General features: G+C 37.1%; 21 protein-coding genes. 12 read left to right on the top strand and 9 right to left on the bottom strand.

Annotation, left to right across the window (positions count from 1 at the left end):
- Positions 1 to 69 precede the first annotated feature (69 nt).
- The 9 genes from ABDV71_RS06125 to ABDV71_RS06085 form a co-directional block, all read right to left on the bottom strand.
- The gene (locus ABDV71_RS06125) at positions 70 to 2,175 is read right to left on the bottom strand and encodes a penicillin-binding protein (RefSeq protein WP_343531537.1); all 2,106 of its coding nucleotides are present in this window, start codon (positions 2,173 to 2,175) and stop codon (positions 70 to 72) included.
- Positions 2,175 to 2,585: an FtsL-like putative cell division protein gene (locus ABDV71_RS06120; protein WP_343531536.1), complete on the bottom strand. Its 411-nt coding sequence runs from the start codon at positions 2,583 to 2,585 to the stop codon at positions 2,175 to 2,177. Before ABDV71_RS06120 ends, ABDV71_RS06125 begins: the two co-directional genes overlap by 1 nt.
- Positions 2,582 to 3,487, bottom strand: a complete 906-nt coding sequence (gene rsmH, locus ABDV71_RS06115; protein WP_343531535.1) for a 16S rRNA (cytosine(1402)-N(4))-methyltransferase RsmH — start codon at positions 3,485 to 3,487, stop codon at positions 2,582 to 2,584. Before rsmH ends, ABDV71_RS06120 begins: the two co-directional genes overlap by 4 nt.
- Entirely contained in the window at positions 3,477 to 3,947 is a 471-nt protein-coding gene (gene mraZ / locus ABDV71_RS06110) for a division/cell wall cluster transcriptional repressor MraZ (RefSeq protein ID WP_343531534.1), read from the bottom strand. Before mraZ ends, rsmH begins: the two co-directional genes overlap by 11 nt.
- Before the next feature lie 209 nt (positions 3,948 to 4,156).
- Positions 4,157 to 5,347 (bottom strand): phosphoglycerate kinase, encoded by a 1,191-nt coding sequence (locus tag ABDV71_RS06105; RefSeq protein ID WP_343531533.1) that lies wholly within the window; start codon positions 5,345 to 5,347, stop codon positions 4,157 to 4,159.
- 3 nt (positions 5,348 to 5,350) lie between these two features.
- Positions 5,351 to 5,785 carry a GNAT family N-acetyltransferase gene (locus tag ABDV71_RS06100; protein ID WP_343531532.1) on the bottom strand — a complete coding sequence of 145 codons (435 nt, stop codon included), beginning with the start codon at positions 5,783 to 5,785 and terminating at the stop codon, positions 5,351 to 5,353.
- Positions 5,778 to 6,773: a type I glyceraldehyde-3-phosphate dehydrogenase gene (gap, locus tag ABDV71_RS06095; protein ID WP_343531531.1), complete on the bottom strand. Its 996-nt coding sequence runs from the start codon at positions 6,771 to 6,773 to the stop codon at positions 5,778 to 5,780. The genes ABDV71_RS06100 and gap overlap by 8 nt, the downstream gene beginning before the upstream one ends.
- Positions 6,774 to 6,869: 96 nt before the next feature.
- The gene (locus ABDV71_RS06090) at positions 6,870 to 7,997 is read right to left on the bottom strand and encodes an MraY family glycosyltransferase (RefSeq protein ID WP_343531530.1); all 1,128 of its coding nucleotides are present in this window, start codon (positions 7,995 to 7,997) and stop codon (positions 6,870 to 6,872) included.
- 117 nt (positions 7,998 to 8,114) lie between these two features.
- Positions 8,115 to 8,858: a glycosyltransferase family 2 protein gene (locus ABDV71_RS06085; protein ID WP_343531528.1), complete on the bottom strand. Its 744-nt coding sequence runs from the start codon at positions 8,856 to 8,858 to the stop codon at positions 8,115 to 8,117.
- A gap of 355 nt (positions 8,859 to 9,213) precedes the next feature.
- Between ABDV71_RS06085 and ABDV71_RS06080 the strand changes: the two genes are divergently transcribed.
- The 12 genes from ABDV71_RS06080 to ABDV71_RS06025 all read left to right on the top strand — a co-directional run bounded on the left by ABDV71_RS06080 (position 9,214) and on the right by ABDV71_RS06025 (position 23,833).
- Positions 9,214 to 9,915, top strand: coding sequence for a polysaccharide biosynthesis/export family protein (locus ABDV71_RS06080; RefSeq protein ID WP_343531526.1), 702 nt, complete (start codon positions 9,214 to 9,216; stop codon positions 9,913 to 9,915).
- On the top strand, positions 9,915 to 12,326 hold the full coding sequence (locus ABDV71_RS06075) for a polysaccharide biosynthesis tyrosine autokinase (protein ID WP_343531525.1): 2,412 nt from the start codon (positions 9,915 to 9,917) through the stop codon (positions 12,324 to 12,326). Before ABDV71_RS06080 ends, ABDV71_RS06075 begins: the two co-directional genes overlap by 1 nt.
- 3 nt (positions 12,327 to 12,329) lie before the next feature.
- Positions 12,330 to 12,836, top strand: coding sequence for a UpxY family transcription antiterminator (locus ABDV71_RS06070; protein ID WP_343531524.1), 507 nt, complete (start codon positions 12,330 to 12,332; stop codon positions 12,834 to 12,836).
- A 161-nt stretch (positions 12,837 to 12,997) separates the two neighbouring features.
- Entirely contained in the window at positions 12,998 to 14,794 is a 1,797-nt protein-coding gene (asnB, locus tag ABDV71_RS06065) for an asparagine synthase (glutamine-hydrolyzing) (protein ID WP_343531523.1), read from the top strand.
- On the top strand, positions 14,778 to 15,905 hold the full coding sequence (locus ABDV71_RS06060) for a glycosyltransferase family 4 protein (protein WP_343531521.1): 1,128 nt from the start codon (positions 14,778 to 14,780) through the stop codon (positions 15,903 to 15,905). The genes asnB and ABDV71_RS06060 overlap by 17 nt, the downstream gene beginning before the upstream one ends.
- Before the next feature lie 29 nt (positions 15,906 to 15,934).
- The gene (locus ABDV71_RS06055) at positions 15,935 to 16,795 is read left to right on the top strand and encodes an ABC transporter permease (RefSeq protein WP_343531520.1); all 861 of its coding nucleotides are present in this window, start codon (positions 15,935 to 15,937) and stop codon (positions 16,793 to 16,795) included.
- Positions 16,795 to 17,646 (top strand): glycosyltransferase family 2 protein, encoded by an 852-nt coding sequence (locus ABDV71_RS06050; RefSeq protein WP_343531519.1) that lies wholly within the window; start codon positions 16,795 to 16,797, stop codon positions 17,644 to 17,646. Before ABDV71_RS06055 ends, ABDV71_RS06050 begins: the two co-directional genes overlap by 1 nt.
- Positions 17,639 to 18,781 (top strand): acyltransferase, encoded by a 1,143-nt coding sequence (locus tag ABDV71_RS06045; RefSeq protein WP_343531518.1) that lies wholly within the window; start codon positions 17,639 to 17,641, stop codon positions 18,779 to 18,781. The genes ABDV71_RS06050 and ABDV71_RS06045 overlap by 8 nt, the downstream gene beginning before the upstream one ends.
- A complete protein-coding gene (locus ABDV71_RS06040) occupies positions 18,774 to 19,979 on the top strand; it encodes a polysaccharide ABC transporter ATP-binding protein (RefSeq protein ID WP_343531517.1) in 1,206 nt (401 codons plus the stop codon). Before ABDV71_RS06045 ends, ABDV71_RS06040 begins: the two co-directional genes overlap by 8 nt.
- Positions 19,970 to 20,488 carry an acyltransferase gene (locus tag ABDV71_RS06035; RefSeq protein WP_343531516.1) on the top strand — a complete coding sequence of 173 codons (519 nt, stop codon included), beginning with the start codon at positions 19,970 to 19,972 and terminating at the stop codon, positions 20,486 to 20,488. Before ABDV71_RS06040 ends, ABDV71_RS06035 begins: the two co-directional genes overlap by 10 nt.
- The gene (locus ABDV71_RS06030) at positions 20,481 to 22,628 is read left to right on the top strand and encodes a polysaccharide pyruvyl transferase family protein (protein WP_343531515.1); all 2,148 of its coding nucleotides are present in this window, start codon (positions 20,481 to 20,483) and stop codon (positions 22,626 to 22,628) included. Before ABDV71_RS06035 ends, ABDV71_RS06030 begins: the two co-directional genes overlap by 8 nt.
- On the top strand, positions 22,628 to 23,833 hold the full coding sequence (locus ABDV71_RS06025; RefSeq protein WP_343531514.1) for a glycosyltransferase: 1,206 nt from the start codon (positions 22,628 to 22,630) through the stop codon (positions 23,831 to 23,833). Before ABDV71_RS06030 ends, ABDV71_RS06025 begins: the two co-directional genes overlap by 1 nt.
- Position 23,834: the final 1 nt, after the last annotated feature.

Genomic DNA, 23,834 nt, shown 5'->3' with positions numbered 1-23,834 from the left:
AATTTTGAATGATTGAATATGGGTTAAGCATATCACAACACTCCATCATTTAATCATTCAATAATTCCTTTATTGCAACAATATCTCCACCATTAAGCCTTTACCTATTTTACTTCCCGCTTGAATAGACTGGCTCACCACCTTTCCACTTCCTTTTACACGGGCCTTCAAGCCCACATTCCCCAGTAAAAACATGGCATCTTTTAATCCCATGCCATTCACATTCGGCATCACTCCTTTTATTGGCGTATTCTCTTCATAAGCCACACCATTATTGGTATCAACCGAATTAAAATACTCTGATTTGGCGGCGTAAAGTGCTTTTACTCCAAAAGCATTGTACACTTTTTTGGTAGCTTGGCTTTGTCCGGCTTTTGCCTCTGGGGCTACGGTGTTTCCTGCAAAATGTTCTTCTACCTTGTTATACATCTTCACATCGCTGGCATAAATACGATCGGCCACTTCCCTAAATACTGGTCCCGAAACCAAGGCTCCATAGTAAGCGCCTTTTGGATCGTTAATTACCACAATCATGGAGTATTTAGGTTTTTCAGCAGGAAAATATCCTACGAAAGAAGCCTGGTATTGTCTTTTTGCTTTGTAACCCAAATTAGCATCAGCTACCTGAGCTGTACCAGTTTTACCAGCTATTTTATACAAAGGGTTATAAACGATTTGTTTACCACTACCATTGGTTACCACACCTTCCAACATTACTTTCAGCTTAGAAAGGGTTTCATCAGAACAAACCTTTTCGTTCATCACCTTCGCCTTAAACTGCTCAATGGGATTACCCAATCTTCTAATTTCTCTTACAAAAATTGGCGCTACCATTTTGCCATTATTAGCGATGGCATTGTACAGCGTCAACATTTTCAAAGGTGTTAACTGCATCTCATAACCATAAGCCATTTGAGGCAGGGTCATATTTTTATTCCAACTTTTGAAAGTTTTTGGGTTTTTAACTACTGGCTTAGCCTCTCCAGGAATTTGCAGACCAGTCAGTTCATTCAAATGCCAATTATAAAGGTGATCCGTAAACTGTTTTGGATTATCACGATAGTTATTGTTGATCAACTGTGCAATCGCTGAGTTTGAAGATTGCTCAAAAGCTCTCTTCACCGTAACCACACCAATACTTCCATGCGAGTCCTTAATAGTATGACCTCCTGGAAGTCTATAATTTTCAGTTCCGATTAAGGTATTGGTATCCACCTTTTTATCGTCCAGCAAAGCCATGTAAGAAGCTAGCTTAAAGGTCGAGCCAGGGTCTTGATTACCTGCAATGGCATAATTAAACTGCTCTTTATAAACACCCTCCTCTACTTTGGTAAAGTTGGCTACCGCTCGTATCTCACCTGTCTCCACCTCCATTACAATTACACAACCATGGTGCGCCTGGCTTTTAATCAATTGCTTTTCTAAGGCGCTTTGTGCCAAATCCTGCATATTGATATCAATGGTCGAAATAATATCCGCGCCATCTTTAGGGGCTACCTCCGCTTCACTATTTACAGGGATCCAAACACCACCGCTTATACGCTGCATTAGCCTTCTGCCCGTTTCACCATTGATATAGTTACCGTATGCCCCCTCTAAACCAACGCCATTCTTCACGTTTTCATTTTTATAACCGATGGTACGTGCCGCCAATGCTTTAAATGGCAAAATGCGTTTGTTCTTTTGGATGGCCATTAAACCACCGCTATGCTTACCTATATTATATAAAGGAAATGCTCTAACAATTTTTAAATCCTGGTAAGAAACTTTACGCTTAATCAGCACATATCGGGCACTATCCTGTCTTGCCTTGCGTAAATAGCGAGAATATTCTTTCGCACTTTTATCCTTAAAAAAGGCAGATAGCCGCATAGCCAAGGAGTCAACTTTCGAATTGAAAATCTTATCGTCCTGGATACCACCAGCAAACATGTCCATGCGCAACTCATATTCTGGAACAGAAGTAGCCAACAAGCTACCATCAACAGAATAAATATTACCACGGGTAGCCTCAATATCAAATTCCTTAGTCGACAGGCTATCGGCCATGGCCACCCATTTGTGACCCTGCCTAAATTGCACGTCAATTAACCTAACGAAAACAGCAAGCGCAAAAAGTACAATTAGCCCGAAAGCCAAGTATACCCTCATCAATATGTTTGCCCTGATATTCATTATTTAACGTCTACTATTATTTTTTTGGGCGGCTCTATCAATTCCTTTAAACCAAGTGTATCAACCTTCTTGGCCACCTCAGTCATTTTACTTTTAAACATCAAATCAGCTTTCAGCGATTTATACTCCCAGCTCAACTCCTTTACCTCTTTACTTAAGCGATCTATATTTCTTATATTTTTTACAGCCATATGGCTATTAGCGATATAAATCATTCCTAGCACACACAGAAAAATCAAGTAAGGCAACATATCCGTTGCTGTCTCTTTTGATACCGCTCCCTCAACAAACAGCTTTCTAAAAAAAACTGTAGCACTCCCCTCTTTCGCAGGCCCTTTTAACCTCGGCTCCTCCTGAGGCTCAATAGGCTCCTCTTCCGGTTCTTCTGCTTTTACCCTAAATTGGTTCATAGCTTTTCCCCTATCCTTAGTTTCGCACTACGAGCTCTGTTATTGCGAGCAACCTCCTCTTCATCAGCCACAATAGCCTTCCTTGTAATTACATTGAATGGCTTTTGGTCATTTCCAAAAAAATCCTTCTCCACCTCACCTTTAAATTTTCCTTTAGCCAAGAAATTCTTCACCGGCCTATCCTCGAGCGAATGATAAGAGATCACCACCAAACGGCCACCCGGCTTCAACACCTCAGCACACTGCTCCAAAAAACGCTCGAGTACTTCAATCTCCGCGTTCACTTCAATACGCAAAGCCTGAAAAACTTGAGCCATGTATTTATTCTCCTTTCCACGAGGGATATGAGCCGCAATCGCGCTTTTAAAATCAGCCAAGGTTTGTATTGGATTTTCCAAACGCGAAGTCACAATAGTTCTTGCCAACGATTTGGCATTTTGCACTTCACCATACAAACCAAATATCTTATGCAAATCTTCCTCCGCATAAGTATTGAGCACTATAGCCGCCGTCAACGGACGCTGCTGATCCATACGCATATCCAAATCCGCATCAAAGCGAATAGAAAAACCACGCTCCGGCTCATTAAACTGATGTGACGAAACACCCAAATCAGCCAATATGCCATCCACCTGCTTATACCCCAACAAACGAAGGTTATTTTTTAAATAGCCAAAGTTTTGATCCACAAAACGAAAGCGAGGATCAGCAATTCTATTTCTTTGCGCATCAGGATCTTGATCAAAAGCGACCAACACCCCTTCATCGCCTAAATGCTTCAATATTTCCCGAGAATGCCCTCCACCGCCGAAAGTCACATCCACGTACACCCCATTAGGCTTAATAGCCAAACCTTCCATACACTCTTGCAACAACACGGGAACATGATAATTATTCTCCATCGGCACCTCCTTTATGCTTACCACCCATTACTTCTTCCGCTAATGCGGCAAAGTTTTCAGGCACATCATCAAATAGATTATCGTAAGCTTTTTTATCCCACACTTCAATTTTATCTAATTGGCAAGCCAATACAATGTCCGACTCTATACCCGCATACTCAACCAAGGTTTTCGGAAGGAGTACTCGTCCCGCGGCATCCAACGACAAAGGCATTGCTCCACGCTGAAACGCCCTCACAAACTCACGGTTTTTACGTTCGAACATATTAAGCTTACTTAGCTCGGCCACTGTTTCATCCCAAACTTTTTTAGGATAAATGACCAAATTTTTCTCGAACCCTCGATTCACGACCAACCCATCTCGCTCTACATCAAGCAATTGCTTCTTCAGCAAAACAGGCACCATCAAGCGCCCTTTCGCATCCAATTTGCAATCAAATTCTCCGATGAGTTGGTTCATTATAGTAGCTACACTTTTTATGTAGTGTAAAAGTAAGTCACTTCTACCACTTTTTACCACTTTTTACCACAAAAAAGTTTTCAACATACATTTTCTCCCACCCGAACCCGCTTTTCAGCAATTGAAATGAACATTTAGTGGTGGTAAAAAAAGAAAGCGGTCCCGACTTTAAAGTCGGGACCGCTTATATACAACGAGTTATCCTCTATTTATTTTTGAATGGCCGCTACGCCAGGTAGTTCTTTACCTTCCATATATTCTAGTAAAGCACCGCCACCTGTAGACACATAACTTACTTCATCTTCTAAACCAAACTTAGCAATTGCCGCAGCCGAATCACCTCCACCGATCAACGAGAAAGCACCATTTTTAGTCGCTTCCACTACCGCTTCGGCAACTGCTTTAGTTCCCTGCTGGAAGTTTTCCATTTCGAAAACACCCATCGGACCATTCCACAACAAAGTTTTAGATTTTTTAATGATATCACTAAATAGCTCTACCGTTTTTGAACCAATATCCAAACCCATCCAATCGGCAGGGATATGACCGCTATCTACTTGATCTTTTTGGGCTTCATTATCAAATTTATCAGCAATTACGGTATCTATTGGCAATACTAAATTCACGCCTTTTGCTTTGGCTTTTTCTAAGAGCTCTAAACACAAAGCCATACGATCAGCCTCCAGCAATGAAGTACCAATCTCGCCTCCTTGTGCTTTCGCAAAAGTATAAGCCATACCGCCACCAATAATCAGGTTATCAACCTTTTCCAATAAATTTTCGATCAATAAAATCTTATCAGAAACTTTAGCTCCCCCCATAATTGCCGTGAATGGTCTTTCGGCACCATTAATTACCTTTTCTGCATTTTTAATTTCTTCGGCCATTAGGTAACCAAAATATTTTGCATTCGGGAAAAACTGCGCAATGATTGTGGTTGAAGCATGTGCTCTATGCGCCGTACCAAAGGCATCGTTCACATAAACATCCGCCAGCTTCGAAAGCTTCTCTGCAAAAGCAACATCTCCTTTTTCTTCTTCCTTATAAAAACGAAGGTTTTCTAACAATAAAACTTCTCCAGGGAAAAGATTTTTTGCTTTGCTAATGGCATCCTCACCAATACAGTCATCCGCAAATTTCACTGGAAGGTCTAGCATACGAGACAAATCGCCCAAAATATGCTTTAAGGAATATTTATCGCTAGGTCCATCTTTTGGCCTGCCCAAGTGCGACATTAAGATTACCGCTCCGCCATCATTCAATATTTTTTGAATGGTCGGCAATGCTGCACGCATTCTTTTATCATCAGTAATATTGAAATCTGCATCTAAAGGCACATTAAAATCTACTCTTACGATGGCTTTTTTATCCTTAAAATTAAATTGGTCTACTGTCTTCATTTTCTATATTAGGTTTAAAATCATAACATAATGCGGGCCAACTCCTGCGATTTCAAATTCATCAGAAACAACCTGAAAGCCTTGCTTCTTATAAAAATCTACCGCCGAAGTGCGTGCATTGCACCAAATATACTCAGCTTTTGCATTTTTAATGTACGAAACCGCATATTTTAATAAAGCGGCTCCATAACCTTTTCCAAAAAACCGGCTATCGGTGGCCATTCCTCTTAGCTGGTAAGCAGGCTCTTGCTTTCCATCCATTTGTTGCGGGAAGAAAGTTGCCACACTTGCTATCTCTTTATCGTTCACGTAATAAGCCAGGTGAAAAATACCTTCGATACTATCGGTTGGAAAAACACAAGCATCTAAATCAGCACCATCTCTCAACATTTTGCTTCTTAGAGGCAAAACCATTTCTAAAGGGACAAACTTAATCATAGTTTAATTTAATTTTTTCCACTACATCCGCTAAACGATTGGAATAGCCAGATTCGTTATCATACCAACCTACGACCTTTACCAAATCGCCCACAATAGAAGTTAATTGGGCATCAAAAATGCAGGAATGCGGGTTGTTGATAATATCAACAGAAACAATAGGATCTTCTGTATATTGCAACACCTTATTCAGTTTCCCATCGGCCGCCGTCCTAAAAGCCGCATTAATTTCCTCAATTGTTGTCTTCTTTTTAAGGATACAGGTAAAATCAGTTAGCGAACCATTTAGCACGGGAACCCTAATACCCGCTCCGCCTAGCTTGCCGTCCAAATGCGGAAAAATATGCGTAATCGCTTTTGCAGCACCTGTTGTGGTAGGAATAATCGATGAAGAAGCCGCTCTTGCCCTGCGCAAATCATGGTGTGGCGAATCATGTAGATTTTGATCTCCTGTCATAGAATGCACGGTAGTAATATAACCATCCTCTATGCCCCAAAAATCGTCTAATATTTTTACCATAGGCGCTACATTATTAGTGGTACAAGAGGCATTAGAAAGTATAGCCGAAGAAAAATCAACTTCTTGGTCATTCACCCCCATTACTACCATCGGTACTTCCTTATCTGCCACAGGAGCAGACACCAACACCTGTTTAGCTCCAGCTTGAAGATGCTTTTCGGCGGATGCCTGATTAGCGAATTTACCTGTAGCTTCGACCACCAAGTCTGTCCCCAAATCTTTCCAAGGCAGAGTTTCAGGCTTTGAATTGGAAAGGATATTGATTCGTTTACCATCTATCACCAAACATTGGCCGTCGACAATAATTTCACCAGGATAAACGCCATGAACGGAATCATACTTGAACAAGTGCGCCAAGGTAGCAGGAGTAGTTAAATCGTTGATGGCAATGACATCGAAATTTCGTTGTAGCGCAGTGCGCAAGAACATTCTTCCAATTCGCCCAAAGCCATTAATAACAATTTTCATTTGGTATTGATTATGAATGAAACCACCGCGATTTCATGGAGCAAAGCTAGCCAATATCTACAGAAAGAAAATCTAATTTTTTAAATAAAGATGAAACTATGACACCCTAAGGGTGTCCTTTATAAAAACGTCCTTGATGGCATAATTTTTAGTTCCTTTTTTACCTTTCATATAGGTAAGCACAGTATTGGATACCACGCAAAGACCAATTTGAAGAAATATCAGCACAAAATTGCCCAAATCCTGCAACATAACTGTTAGGATGATCATCCCTAGATTAAAGGATATGGTGACCAGCAAGATTTGCTTAGCGCTAAGTCCCAAGCGCAATAAACGGTGGTGGATATGATTTCTATCGCCTCTAAATGGAGATTTTTTATTGATCACTCTAATGAAAAATATTCTTAAAGAATCAAACACGGGGATGATAAGCACTGCTACTGCGATAGATGGGGCCGAATTAAAATAAGGTGCAGGCACTACTCCAACTTTATTAATTTCGATAAATTTAATTGCCAGCACGACAGAAACCAGACCGATAATTAGGGAGCCGGTATCGCCCATAAAAATTTTTGCTGGCGGAAAGTTAAAAACTAAAAAGCCTAATATAGCCCCTAACATAGAAAAAGCAATAAATGCATAGGCCATATCATTTCCCAATGCAAAAAATATCCCAAAGCACAAACTCACCATAGCCCCTACAGTTCCGGCCAAACCATCTACTCCATCAATTAAATTAAAAGCATTGTTAATGAAAATAATAAGAGCAATAGAAAAAATACCGCCGGCAATTGGATCTACATCCCAAATATTAAACACTCCATAAAGGCTTGATAGTTTAAAGCCTCCCAAGGTTACCAAAATCAAAGAAACCAGAATCTGAAGTGCAAACTTTGTAGAAGGGCTCACGCCATATATATCGTCCTTAATTCCCAAGGCGAACAAAAAGATACTGGAAGCAATTAAAAAATTTGCCTGTTCATAATGAACGGTGGTTGCAAATAGTAATACGGTAATGGTAAATCCGCAAAAAATACCAATTCCTCCCAATCTCGAGATACCTTCCTTATGCTCCTTTCTATGTAGGTCAACACTATCGAACAGCTTATGCTTGTTCGCCACATGCAAAATAGAGGGTATAGAGAACCTAACCAACAAGAATGCTAGGCACACAATAGCAATATAGAATATCACAGGATATTCTGTAAATAGTTGTTTGGGCATGTCACTTCTTAAATGATTGACAGTCAAATTTATATTTTTTTTTAAACAAATACGTTGTATTTTTTCAAAACAACGGAAATTATTCCAGCATTAAAATCCATACTTATAGGTATTTGACTAAAAGAATTGCCTTATTTTCCGAAGTTTTTTTAGCAGCAATGCCAGCAAAGGCAAAGGTATTTGATTATGCTTTAAAGCAGCGTAATCATTTTTCATCGCCGCATATCGATGTTTCAAAGATTGGTTACTCATACCGCCGTTGCGCATATTCACCATTAACATCGGCAAATGGGCTGAAGTTATCCGGTTTTTATATAGAAACCGAAGCATCAGCTCATAGTCAGCGGCTGAACCATAATTTAATTGGTACCCCCCCAGTCTTTTAAAAAGCTCGGCTTTCAAATAAAGCGTTGGGTGTGCCGGCATCCAACCCAAAGCCAAATCAACAGGCTTCGCTTTAGACGAACGCCATTTGCGCAGAATACGAGCAATATTTTCTGGAGCGACATAATTCAAATCGCCATAAACAGCGTCGGCATTTGTTGATTGAAGTTTTTTTGCTATTTCCGAAACCACTTGCTTATCAGCCAGCATGTCATCAGCATTCAAAATTCCTATTACTTCCCCGGTTGCCAATGAAATTCCTTTATTTAACGCATCGTACATTCCCTTGTCCGGTTCCGACAGCAAAACGGCCAAGCGATTTTTATATTCTTGTGCTATTCGGTACGTACCGTCTGTAGAATCTCCGTCAATGAGTATATATTCAATATTCGAATAGGTTTGTGACAACACAGATTCGATACAATCACGCACATGTTGTTCTCCGTTATATACTACTGTGATGATGGATATTTTCAATGTTCTTTTTTAGCCAAAAGTAAACCAAGTATTTTTTCAAAGCAAATGGATATTCAATTACCTCATTATAAATTCGGCCGCCTAATTTGGGCAAAAATACATTTACTTAAAAGTTATTTATAACTAATGGTGTTTTTAACACATAAAAAACTCATATAACTAAAACCACATATTTTTTTTAAAACAACAGGTTGTTGTTTTTTTCATTTTATTGTTGACTAACAACAAAAAGTTGTAATTTGCACCTTCATTCAAACAAATGAACTACAATAGATTACCCTTAATAACAACTCTCATATTTATTGGTTTTGCCGTCTTTTTCTTAAGCTCTTGCTCCTTTAAAGGTAGACAAGCTTTGCTAAAAACACCGTATGATGCAGATACGGTTAAAACAGTTAGAGTAATTAACAGTAATGCTGAAAATCCAGGTTATTATAACCTCATTAAACCGGAGGACGAGCTTGCCATTAGAAACGTGCAAGATATGAGCCTAATTGTAAAGCTTCCAGAAGGGACAAACAATAATACAGCGAATACTTACACCACTTTTAAAGTAGACGCCAATGGCGAAATTGTACTACCCAAAATAGGCGCTATCAAAGTTGCGGGCTTAAATCGTAGCCAAGCGGCCCAGGCTATCCAAAAAGCCTATGAAGCTAAAGAACTTAATGCGCCATTGATAGACGTACGCATCGCCAATGCCTATGTAGTCATGCTTGGTGAAGTCGATAGACAAGGCAAATACCTTATTGAACGTGAAGATTATCAACTCATTGACCTTTTGGCAGATGCTGGAGGACTAACACCAAACGCCAACAATAAAATGCTACGCATTTTTAGGGGCGAAAGGGCAAATCCTGAAATCATTATGGTTAACCTTAATGACTACAACTTCCTAAAAGACCCTAAATTGAGGCTTCAATCCAAAGATATCATTTATATAGAGCCACGTAGGGCAGCAGTAAGTAGCCAAAAATTCCAAGCCTATTCCACTTTCATACAGGTGGGTTTTGTCATTGTCAATACTTTATTATTAATCTATAGTATCACCAAATAATGGAACAACAAGTCGCGGGGAGCGCAAATGTGCAGCAAGATATAGACTATGTTAAAATAGTAAAGATTGTACTGAGCAGGTGGTATTGGATCGCATGTACTGCGATCATCTCCTTAATTGCCGCTTATATTTATTTATGGTACACGCCTGAAACTTTTAGCACAAATGCTTCTTTAAAATTCGAGGAAAAAAAATCAGAAATTTCTGAATTGCTTAACGTAAGAACTGCTTATGACCGCACCAACAAAATGCAATCGGAACAATTCGTTATTCGCTCAAGAGAAGTATTATTAAATGCCGTAAATGAATTAGATTATAAAATTTCCTTCTATCTAAAAGGTCGTGTTAGAACCTCTGATATCTATCCCCAAAAGCCTTTAGACATCGCTATTATTGAACAAGACTCTGTAAAATTTACAAAGGACCTTTTTGAATACGAGGCCCAAGATGCTAACTCGTTTAAATTAAGCTACCATGAAAACGGGCAAGAAATTGCCAAAACCTTTAATATTGGACAAATCATTACTGCTCAAGGCATCAAGTTCAAAATTAACAACAGCACTTTTAATAAAAACAGCAATTCGATTTACTGTTTTAGATTTAATTCCAAAAGTAGTTTTTTAGGCCGCATTGTTTCTGGTTTAAATATGAGCGAGACTAAGGGTACTAATATCCTTTCTTTATCTCAAACTGATATTAATCCTTATTTTGCCACAGACATTTTAAATGCCATTCTACGTTCATACGTGAATTATGATCGTAGTCAAAAAACCATTTCGGCTACCCAAACCATCAGGTTTATTGACACTTTGCAACAAAACATGTCCAAGGTGGTAAAATCATCTGGCTCTGAATTGGAGCAGTTTAAAGTAGCTAATAAAGTGTTGGATATTTCGGCAACAGGGCAAGATGTAATGAAGAAATTGACCGATCTTGAAACCGAAAAAAACACCCTTAACTTACAAGGTATCTTCATTAACCAACTGGAAAAAGAAATTGTAGGCAATAAAAACTTAAATGCAATCAACTACAATTTACAGGGGATTACCGACCCAATGTTGGCTTCTCTTTTATCGCAATACAACAGTTTGCTTTTAAAAAGAGAAGAGGCCTTAGTAACTTATAAAGCCAGTTCTGATGTTATACAACAAATAGACAAACAGATATTGGACATCAAAGCCGCTTTTGTTAGCAATGCCAATAGTCAAAGACAAAAAAACAATAAAACCATTACCTTTTTGGATCAGCAAATTGCCTCCATCAAGCAAACTTTCAACTCTATCCCAAAGGCTGAACGAGATCTTATTAATTTACAATCCAACTTTGCCATCAATCAAAAAGTATATAGTTACTTATCCGAAAAGAAACTAGAGGCCCAAATCAGTAAAGCAGCCGTTACCCCTGGTGCCACTATTGTAGATTTTGCGTTATATAACACCAACGCAATAGCTCCAGTTCATAAGAAAACCTATATCAGCGCACTAATGATAGGGCTTGTGGCTGGTATTGGTTTGATATTCTTGGTAAGAATGCTCAATCCGTATATCTACGATAAAGAGACTATTGAAAACCTTACTACTATTCCTATTATTGGAGTTATTAGAAAATATCAGGATGCCATAGACGAAGACAATCGTCAGATTTTATCTATTAAGAATCCAAAGTCTTTATTTGCGGAATCAGTAAGATCGGTAAGGACCAATCTTAGTTTTTTGGCTGCCGAAAAACAGAGCAAAGTGGTTTGCATTACTTCTGAAATTTCAGGCGAAGGGAAATCGTTCACCACGGTAAACCTAGCAAGTACATTAAGTTTAATTGATAAAAAGGTGATTGTAATTGCTGCCGATTTAAGACGTTCAAAGTTACACCATACTTTTAAAACAAGTAATCTAAAAGGTTTGAGCTCGTATTTATCCAACCAAGCAGAGCTCACAGAAATCACTTTTGATACCGAAGTAGAAAATCTTACCTTTATCCCTGCTGGTCCAGTGCCTCCAAACCCATCAGAACTATTGTATTCAGACAAAATGAAAGCGCTTTTAGAATTACTTACTCAATCTTATGATTTTGTAATTGTCGATTCCGCTCCTGTGGGTTTGGTTTCTGATGCCATTCCGTTAATCAGAATGGCTGATGTGAATTTATTTGTGATCCGCTCCGGCGTATCTCGTTATCAGGCGGCTTCCGTACCTGAGCGTCTTTCTAAAGAATTTAATTTATCTAATATCGCAATCATCTTAAACGCTTTCGACAACGATATTCTGCATAGCAGATACTACACTACCAATTACACCGGTAGCTATTACGCCAATTATTACTATTATTCAGATTATTCGAACACTGGGTATGGTAACGGCTACTATAGTGATGGTGCAACAAAAAGATGGTGGGAGTTTTGGAAAAGGAAATAGAAAATGATTGACAATTTGTACAGATGGTATCCGGTGTATACGAATTCTAGGGCAGAGAAAAAGGCTTATCAAGAACTACAAAGAAAAGGGATTGAAGCCTATTTACCCCTAAAAAAAGAATGGCGTCAATGGAGCGACCGTAAAAAATTAGTAGAAGAACCATTGTTCAAGTCCTACGTTTTTGTTCGCATATCAAACAAAGAGCACGCAGAAGTGCTGATGACTCAAGGCATTAGCCGTTTCCTCTACTTTTCAAATAAAATTGCCGTAATGCCCGATAAGCAGATGGAAGATTTAAAGCTTCTGCTTACTTCTGGTGAAGACTTGCAGCTCATTGAACATGAAGTAATGCCCGGTGAAAGAGTGTTGGTAAACGCAGGTCCGTTCAAAGGCATGATTGCTGAATTGGTTGCCATAGAAAATAAAAAGAGCCTGGTATTAAAACTAGAAAACCTAGGCTACGCCTTAGAAGTAAAAACCTCAATGGCTTATATTGAGCCTTTAAAATAAATTGAAAAGATTAGCTGATGTAACGATTAGCTAATTTGAAGATAGAAATATTGATCAATGCCAATTTACCTCATTGATTATTCGCGTTAGGCCCCAAAATGGGACTGAAAGGGCGAAGCTGTGGATAAGAAAATCAATCATTTAACGTACTAAGAATACAAATGTGCCGTATAGCTGGTATCATTAGCCAAAAGCTAAATACAAAGGAAATAGAGGAAGGTATACAGCGCATGTGTAATATCATGCACAAAGGCGGCCCCGATGGCTATAACTATTTACTCCTGCCTAATTTCAACCTATCCTTTGGTCACAGAAGGTTATCCCTTATAGACCTGAGCGAAAACGGCAAACAACCAATGCCTTATCAAAATGAGCTCTGGATTACCTTTAATGGCGAAATCTATAATTATCTGGAACTGAAAGCAGATTTGATTAGCAAAGGTTTCGGTTTTAACAGTGAAACCGACACTGAGGTGATCCTTGCAGGTTACCAAGTTTACGGTGTAAGCTTTTTCAAACAACTAAAAGGCATGTTTGCCTTTGCCCTACTGGATCAGAAGAAAAAGCAAACATTTTTGGTAAGAGATGAGCTAGGCATAAAACCGCTGTACTACTCGCTTAAAGATAATGAGCTATATTTCGCTTCGGAAGTAAAAGCATTTACAGCCTTCGATAAACATTGGAAAAGCAATACTGATTGGCCTATATATTTTCTTTCATTTGGTTTTATTCCAGAGCCCTATACCACCCTTGAGGGAGTTCAAAACTTACCAAAGGGTCACTTTTTAACTTGGAATCATCAGAACCAAAATTGCACTATACAAAAATTTGCGGGTGATTACCCACTCCAAAAAAAAGTAGAACTGCAAATAGCCCAAGAGGAAATCAAAACAAAATTAGATCAATCTGTTAAAAGGCATCTTATTGCCGATGCACCTATTGGTGTATTTTTAAGTGGAGGAATTGATAGTAGTTTGTTAAGCCTAATTGCTAGCGAACAAACAAAACAGGTTATCAATACCGTAAGTATCAACTTCAACGAGCCTGAGTTTTCTGAACAAGAATATCAAGACATCATCGCCAAGCAAATCAATAGCAAACATATTAGCTATACGGTAAGCGCTAAAGATTTCGAAGAAAACATTGAGCAAATTTTTAGCGACATGGACCAACCATCCAATGATGGGGTAAATTCATGGTTTGTAAATAAAGTGGCTAAAGAGAATGGATTAAAAGCAGTGCTTTCCGGTATTGGTGCCGATGAACTTTTTGGTGGCTATCCATCTTTCAAAAGATACCAATTGATTAAACAATTGAAAAAAGCTCCTCGCTTTCTATTAAAGATGATGAAACACCTTCCTTCAGATAAAATTAAGCGCATCAGTTTTTTAGCTTATCAAAATCCAATCGGAGAATATCTGTTTTTAAGAGGCTTTTATACGCCCAATGTGGTAAGTAAACTGCTTAACGTGCCAGAAAAGAAAATAGAGGAATTATTGGCCAATTATCCTTTAAACAAGGAAGTTGAGCAGTTAAGTAACGAAGACAGAGTGTCTTGGTTTGAGACCAATGTTTACATGCAAAATCAGTTGCTTAAAGATACTGATTATATGAGTATGGCTCACGGCGTAGAAGTACGTGTTCCTTTTTTGGATCAAGATTTAGTGGCCGAAACATTAGCCCTACCCAAAAATGCAAGGTTTAATGGGCAACCCAAATCGTTATTGATCAAAGCTTATCAAAAGATACTGCCAGAAGCGATTTGGAACCGTCCCAAAAAAGGTTTTACTTTTCCTTTTCAACAATGGTTTAAAAGCTATCAACCTATGCTTAACGAAGGACATTATCATCATAACGAACAGGCATTAACCTTGTTAAAACAATTTAAGAATAATAAACTGCATTGGTCAAAACTTTTTGCGGTTTACCAAGTATTTCATCGTGCCCAAAAAGTCTAACGAAATATTGTTTCTGAACCTTTATGCTTTCAGTTTAACTGGAGGTGTAGAGAAAGTAAGCAGAAAATTTATTTATGCTTTAGGCAAACTATTTCCCGATTTAATCTGGTCTAGCTATTCCATGCACGACGATGGAAAAGATACTGACGTACGCTACATCTCTACTAAGAAATACAGAGCATTCAAGGGGGCTAAATTAGCTTTTGTTATAGCCAGCTTTTTAAAAGGCATTAAAAGTCAGACAGTTATCTTATCACACATTAATTTGTTACCAGTAGCTAAGCTAATTACCACCATTAAACCCAAACAAAAAATTATCATGCTTGCCCACGGTATAGAAGTTTGGGACAAGCTGCCAAAATGGAAAACAAGGTTCCTTCAGGAAAAAGTACAGATTTGGGCCGTTAGCAATTATACTAAAGATAAAATGACAATGCAGCATCGCATTGCTCCCCAGAAAATAAAAGTGCTCAATAACTGTTTATCCCCTTTTATTAATCTCACTAAAACCTTTGAGAAACCACAGGATTTGGTAAAAAAATATAAGTTGGCTGAAAATACACCGATAATCTTTACGCTAAATCGCTTGTCCGCCTCTGAGAAATATAAAGGTTACGATAAAGTCATTATTGCTCTTAGCAAACTAAAACAACAAGGCAAAGCTTTCACTTACCTTTTAGCGGGCAAGGCCGATGATACTGAACGCTTAAGATTAACCAAATTAATTGAAGAAAACGAGCTTGTTAACGAAGTTAAATTGATTGGCTATTTACCCGAAGAAGAATTGACACCACATTTTTTGCTGAGTGATTTGTTTGTTATGCCAAGCAAAGGTGAAGGTTTCGGTATTGTATTTATTGAAGCGGCCGCACATGGTTGCAAAATTATAGGCGGAAATGTTGATGGCAGTACAGACGCATTGTTAAATGGCCGATTGGGACGGTTAATTAACCCAAACGATGAAACTGAAATCTTAACAGCTATTCAAGATGCACTCGCTAATAAAAGTCATCAACCTGAACTGCAACAGCAAATTACTATTGAAAACTTTGGTTTTGACAACTACCTTAGCCAACTAAAGCAACTATTAAGCAGTCCCATCACGAATTAAGTATATCATTAGCTCATATACCTAAATTAATGAACAACCAGCAAACACACGACTGGAGCATAGAGCCCCAAAACTCATTGCTAGACCTCAAGCTAAAAGATACTTGGGCCTACAGAGATTTACTTTGGCTTTTGGTACGCAGAGATTTTGTTTCCTTTTACAAACAAACCATTTTAGGACCTCTCTGGTTTTTTATACAACCTCTTTTAACCACTTTAATTTTCACTTTTGTTTTTGGCAATTTGGCTGGTATTAGCACCGACGGTCTACCCCAACCCCTATTTTATATGGCTGGTATTACCGCTTGGAATTATTTTGCCGATTGCCTTACCAAAACTTCTACTGTATTTAAAGATAACGCCAATATTTTTGGAAAAGTATATTTCCCCCGTTTAATTATGCCGCTCAGTATTGTAGTGAGTAATTTGGTGAGGTTTGGTGTACAATTTTTGTTATTCCTATTGGTAATGGGTTATTATTATGTTGTTAACCCAACTAGTTTTAATGTCACCTGGGCAATCAGTTTATTCCCATTAGTGGTACTATTAATGGCTTTATTTGGTTTGGGTTTGGGAATGCTCATCTCAGCAATGACCACCAAATATCGTGACTTGGCTTTTTTGGTAACTTTTGGTGTACAACTATTGATGTATGCTACTACGGTAATTTACCCCTTAAGTACAGCAATAGAAAACTACTCAAATTATGCTTGGATCATTGAGTATAACCCAATGACACCGCTAATAGAAACCTTCAGGTATGGGTTTCTGGGCAATGGCACTTTTAGTTGGGGAGCTCTAGGTTACACAACGGGCATCACCATAGGAGTTCTACTAGTGGGCATTGTTGTATTTAATAAGGTAGAAAAGAATTTTGTAGATACTGTTTAATGCTGCTCACCATTATTACCATCAACTTAAACAACGCCAAGGGATTGGAAGCAACCATTGCCAGCGTGGCCGCACAAAAAGATGCCCAATTTGAATATTTGGTAATTGATGGAGGTTCTACCGATCAAAGTGTTTCACTATTGCACAAATATCAAAAGTATATTTCCACGTTTATTTCCGAAAAAGATAATGGCATTTATCAAGCCATGAACAAAGGCATTAAATTGGCTAATGGGAAATATTTGTTATTTCTAAACAGCGGAGATACTCTTAATGGTAATCACATCATAAGTGACTTAATCACATATTTACAAACTTATCCTGAAAAAGACGTTTATTATGCCAATGTGCTTTTCGTAGATGAGATACAGAAAAAAGCCTATACCTACGAATATCCGAGGGAATTAAATCTCGATTACTTTTTACACAGCGGTTTATGTCATCAATCTACAGTGATAAGCAAACAGTTATTTGATAAGATAGGTCTTTATGATGAGAACTATCGCTTGGTTTCCGATTGGTCATTTTTTCTAAAAGCCATCAAAAAAAATTATAGTTTTCAGCATGTCAATCAATTGATTTTAAGTAATTATTTACTGAATGGCCTTTCTACGGACTATTTATTTTGTAAAAAGGAACGCTTGCAAATCATCAAAAGTCAATATCAAGAGCACCTAGACCGCTACCTTTATATTAACAAACCATTCGGATTAACTGCTAGAATTTGGCTAAAGTTGCAAAAGCTTATCAAAAATTTTAGTGGAAAATCTAAATCCATAAAAACGACGCTTTTCAGTCAATATCAAGAGCAGCGCAAGCTCGACATTAAATATTTGTTCACCAATGCCTAACATAGCTATAAAAGCAGAAAATTTGTCCAAAGCCTATCAACTAGATGAAACACATATTAAACCTTATAGTGAACTGCTACTAGCATATAAAACAATTCCGTCATTAAATGGTTGGCGTGCCATTGCTATATTACTGGTTATAATTGGGCATTTAAAAAAAACACTTCAACCAACAGGAATGGCCTACAAGATATTGGACAACATCATCTTTGCCGAATTCGGTGTAAGAATATTCTTTGTACTTAGCGGATTTCTAATTACCACATTATTAATTAAAGAAAAGAAGAAAACCGGGAAAATAAATATTACCAATTTCTTCATTAGGCGCATTTTACGTATTGTACCGGTATTGTGGGCATATTTAATAATTGTCGCTATATTAAATCAACTATTTGAGTTTAATTTAACCCTTTCACATTTTATTGGACCATTTCTTTATATAAATAATTTCAATTTTTTACCTGGAACCTGGATATTAGGACATACTTGGAGCCTTGCTGTTGAAGAGCAATTTTATTTGATTTGGCCATTTATATTTAAGTACGTAAACAAGAAATTAAGTTTTTGCTTAATTCTTATAATCTTAATTCCATTTATTAATGTGTTGGCCTATTTAAATCCAAAGTTTATTGTCATAACACTTCAACCATTTTTTAAGCATGCCGCTGCAATTTTTATAGGAGCTATTTTGTCAATATTATGGGCAAAGAATTTTTATGGATTTAATGTTAAAAAATACTTGACGAGAAATATTTTTATTATTTCAATAATATTAACATTCCTAATCAATATAGCCCAATATCATGGCAAATTTGGTATTATTCTTCTACCCGCAGGTGACTTTATTTTAAATACTTGTATTGCTTACATGATACTATTTAGTATCTTAAAAAACACCGCTGTATATAAAATATTAAATACTAGCATAGTAATAAGCATAGGAATTCTTTCTTATAGCATTTACATTTGGCAACAACTATTTCTAATTCCTTATAAGACTTATGCTGCTTGGAGTGAGTATTTTTTCTTCCCTTTTAATCTCGTGGTAATTGGCATAGTTGCTTACCTTTCTTACCACTACCTTGAAAAACCATTCCTAAAATTAAAACAAAGATTTTCATTTAAGAATGTCTAACATCGCAATAAAAGCCGAAAATTTGTCTAAAGCCTATCAACTAGGCGAAATTGGCACAGGCACCATTAGCCGCGACTTGGAACGTTGGTATGCCCGCATCAGAGGTAAAGAAGATCCCTTCTTACGTATCGGAGAAACCAACGACCGTACAGCGAAAGGCAGTTCCGATATCGTATGGTCTTTAAAAGATATTAACTTCGAAATTGAACAAGGTGATGCGGTAGGCATTATTGGACGTAACGGCGCAGGCAAAAGTACTTTACTTAAGGTTTTAAGCCGTGTGACCTCTCCTACTTCTGGTCGCATTACTGGTAGAGGTCGGATTGCTTCCTTATTAGAAGTAGGTACTGGTTTCCACCCAGAGCTAACCGGACGTGAAAACATTTACTTAAACGGTGCCATTTTAGGTATGCGTAAAAAAGAAATTATCCGCAAGTTTGATGAAATTGTAGACTTTGCTGGTGTAGAGCGCTACATCGATACGCCTGTAAAACGTTATTCGAGCGGAATGTACGTACGCTTAGCTTTTGCTGTCGCTGCCCATTTAGAAAGTGAAATTCTCATTGTAGATGAGGTATTGGCTGTAGGTGACGCGGAATTTCAGAAGAAATGCCTAGGTAAAATGGGGGAAGTGAGTAAAGGTGAAGGCAGAACGGTACTGTTTGTAAGCCATAATATGGCCGCTATCAAAACGCTTTGCTCGAGTACTATAATTCTAAATCAAGGTAGAATCTCTTTTGACGGCGATGTTAATAAAGGAATAGCATATTACAACTCGGAAAATATTCAAAGAAACTCAAACTATATCGCTAATGGGTGTAAAGATACACCCTATTTTGAAAGGGCTTCCGTTACTATCAATGAAAAAATCAATATCGTTCTACAAATAGCAAATGAGATAAACTCAGATTTAGTTGCCACTGTTCTAATTAGAAATGCGAGTGGAGACATTATAGTTCACGGAACAGACGAGGTTTGCAGTCAAAAAGGAAAAGGTTCAAGAAAAATTGAGTTTCCTAAAAACTTGTTAAGCTCTGGCGACTACTATATTACTATTGCACTAGGAAACAGATATAATATGCTATTTGAAAAAATTGAAGATGCTTTGTTTTTTAAACATGAATATGATGGTCTAATTGCTAGCAAAGGACTTTCTTGGAAAGGTATATTAACTCCAGATTTTTTAAGATGGCAATAAAACGGTTCATTATATCTTGCCTGATAAGCATAGCAAATACTTTAGCCAATATTGAGTTCGATTTACTTTCTGAAAATGGAGTACAATATTCAATATTGAGAAAAATCTATCTCAAATTAATGCTTGTCAATTTCAGCACCTATAGATTTGGAAAGCATATATATATAAAAAAAAGGGGTAACTTAAATTTGGGGCAAAATGTTCGCATCGGTAGTTTTACCAAGATTTGGAATTATAGTCTTGTAGAAATTGGAGACAACTTTCTGGCTGCAGGCTGCTTAACGTTGAATACGGGAACTCATGATGTAGACACCCTCGATGCAAGATCAGAAAGTATTAAAATTGGCAATAACGTATGGTGTGGTGTAAATGTTACAATACTATCAGGCGTTTCTATTGGTAACAACTGTGTTATTGGCGCAGGAGCAGTAGTGACAAATAGCATACCCGACAATTCTATCGCTGTCGGAATTCCTGCTAAGGTCATCAAAGAAAAGAAAAATGATTAAAAAAATCAAAAATATATTAAGACCATTTTACAAAATCTATAAAGTTTGGCATGAAGAAAAATTTCGTACAAAAGAACTACCTGAAGTAATAAACTTTAACGCCAACGACATTTGTAATTCAAAATGTACTATGTGTAATATTTGGCAGCAAAAGCAGGACAATGAAATTACTCCAGAACAATTCAAACTATTATTAAAAGATCCTTTATACCAAAATGTTAAGCATATAGGAATCACTGGTGGAGAACCAACTTTGAGAGAAGATTTATATCTATTATACGATGCGGCTATACAGGCGTTACCAAACATAAATGGCCTGAGTATTATTACCAATGCGATCCAAAAAGAGCAAGTCATTGAAAGAATCGAGGAAGTCATAAAAGTTTGTGCGAAACATCAAAAAAGCTTTTCTATAATGGTCTCGTTAGATGGGTATAGAGATGTCCATGATTTGGTTAGAGGCAGACTTGGAAATTTCGAAAGTGCATTAGCTGTTATCAAATATTTTAAGGAGAAAGGTTTAAGCGTTATAACAGGAACTACAATTTCAAAAGCTAATGTGTGGGATGTAGAAGAATTACTTCATTTTTTCAAAAAAACCAAACAGGCGGGACGTTTCAGAGTAGCGGAATTCATTAAAAGACTTTATAATGATGACAGATATGATGTGATTAGAAATTTCGATGATGATGAAACTTATCAACTGCAATTATTTTTTTACAAACTTATTGCTACTTATGAGACGGATCCAACCTATCAACGCACTTATAAAAGTATCATTAATGTTCTAGGTGGTGGTAAAAGGCTTATCGGCTGTCCTTATCACAATGAGGGCGTAGTAGTTAGTAGTAGAGGTGAATTAGCATACTGTGCTCCAAAATCAAATTTCATTGGTAATGGTTTAAAAGAAAGCTCATTACATCTCTATCAAACTAATACCAAAGAAAAGGAAAGAATTAAAAAAGAAAATTGCGAATCTTGTATACACGACTACCACTATAAGGAAACTTTCAACGAACTAAAAGCTAGAATAGCAACTAGACTATGGACGAAGTTGTATCAAATAGACAGTAAATGGTATAACATACATCGTCTAGTAAGGCCTTTCAAAAAACTAAACCAAAATAAAACTGTTTTCATCGTTGGTTGGTATGGCACTGAAACTGTTGGTGATAAGGCTATTTTAGCAGGAATTGTTCATGAGTTAACTGAAAATTTTGGTAAAATAAATTTATATATCGGAAGTTTATACCCTTTCATCACCGAACGAACTATTAGGGAGCTGGACATTCCAGCTACAGTGATTGATGTTTGGGAAAAAGAATTTATTGCAGCCTGCAAAAGTAGTGACTTAATCATAATGGGAGGAGGGCCTTTAATGGATTTGGAAGTTTTATCCGTACCATTAAAAGCTTTTCAATTAGGTAAGATATACAACAAAACAAATATTGTATATGGCTGTGGAATTGGCCCCTTATTTGATAAACGTTACCAAGACACTGTAAAAAAAATACTCTCACTTTCAAATGAAATTATGGTAAGAGATGAGAAAAGTAAATTAACTGCTGAGGACTGGACAAATAATAATAAACCAATAAAGCTTTCTGGCGATCCTTCGAAAATATATTTGAAAAACCTACATCAGCAATTTCCACAGCGCAATATTATCTCCTGCTATCTAAGAGACTGGACTTATGAATATTCCAGAGATCTATCTTATGAAGATTTCTTAATCAAAAAGAAAGATTTTGAATTAGGCATTGCCAACTTCATTAAGCAAAAGGCGATTGAAATGCGAGTAGATGAAATTCGTTTGGAGCACATGCATAATTTCGTAATCGGTAATGATGACCGAGATTTCTCTCGATACTTTACAGAAAAATATTTTGATGATTTCGAAATTCCAATTTCCTACAACAAGTATCTTTCTACTGTTGCATCCATAAGTGCAAGCATGCAATCTTCAAAGTTGAACGTTTGTATGAGATTTCACTCGGTAGTTTTTGCACACAGCTTTAATACTAATTTTGTAGCTGTAGATTATACCAAGGGTGGAAAAATCAAAAACTATCTAGTTGATGAAAATCAGATGAACAACTATCTGTCGGTGGATAACATTATAAGTAATTACGCTTATTAATGAAAGTCGTACATATCACAACTTGGTTGCATGGCGGAGCTGGTATTGCAGCGCTAAGATTACATCGTGAACTCCTAAATCAAGGTATTGACTCGCATATAATTTCGCTTGCTAATACTACGATTCCACAAGTGGACAATCATCATCCAGTTTTAAAACGCCAAACAAAGCTCCATGAAAAAGTCTTTAACAAGTTTGGTATAAGATTAAACTCGGCTTACCGCAATGCTCACAGGCTAAAACAGCTAAACGGAGAATATGAAATTGTGACTTTCCCAGACACTGATTATAGAATTGAAAACATTGAAGTTATAAAAAATGCAGATGTTATTCATCTCCATTGGATAGCAAACTTTATCAATTACAAAACCTTTTTTTCTAAACTCAAGCATAAAAAGATTGTTTGGACTTTACACGATCTGAATCCAATCCAAGGAATATTTCATTATAAAAATGATGAGTTTAATAACCCTAGCTTTGGAGGCCTAAATAAGCTTGCCTATAAACAAAAAATGGAGGCTATTCAAAAGATAAAGAACTTAACCTACGTCTGTTTAAACAACTGGATGCTTGATCAGTTAAAAAGTGGGATTAATATCTCTCACTGTAAAGCCGAAGTAATCCCAAACATTATAAATGAGAAAGATTATTTTGTGGATTCTAAGTCAGCAAAGAACAGCGGGTGTTCACTCAATTTTTTGCTAATTGCCGAGAATGTAAATAATCACAGAAAAGGATTTGACCTCGCATTAGCTACATTAAGCAAACTAAGGCATAAGGAGAAAGTTGCCATATTTATAGTTGGCAAAGGAGAAATTCCAGTTTCAAAAGAAATAAAGGTAAATATTATTGGCACTGTTAATGATACTGAAAGACTTAGAGAGATTTACAATGAATGTGAATATTTGATACTACCTTCTAGAGAAGACAATTTACCTAATACAATGGTCGAAGCTTTATTGTGTGGCACAGGAATTATTAGTTTTAAAATTGGAGGTATGACTGATCACATTTTAAATAATGTTAATGGTTTTGCAATAGAACCTTACGATGTTGACCAAATGGCAAAACAAATTGATTATATCATTGAAAAAAAAATTATCCTATCACGGCATCAAATATCTAATCAAGCACATCAGATTTTCTCTCAAATAAACATTCAAAAATACATCAAACTTTATAAAGGCTCAATGGATGAAAATTAAC

Origin of the sequence: Pedobacter sp., from assembly GCF_039594775.1 — a bacterium.
Classification (GTDB): Bacteria; Bacteroidota; Bacteroidia; order Sphingobacteriales; family Sphingobacteriaceae; genus Pedobacter.
This window is presented reverse-complemented; position numbering and strand designations above follow the sequence as displayed.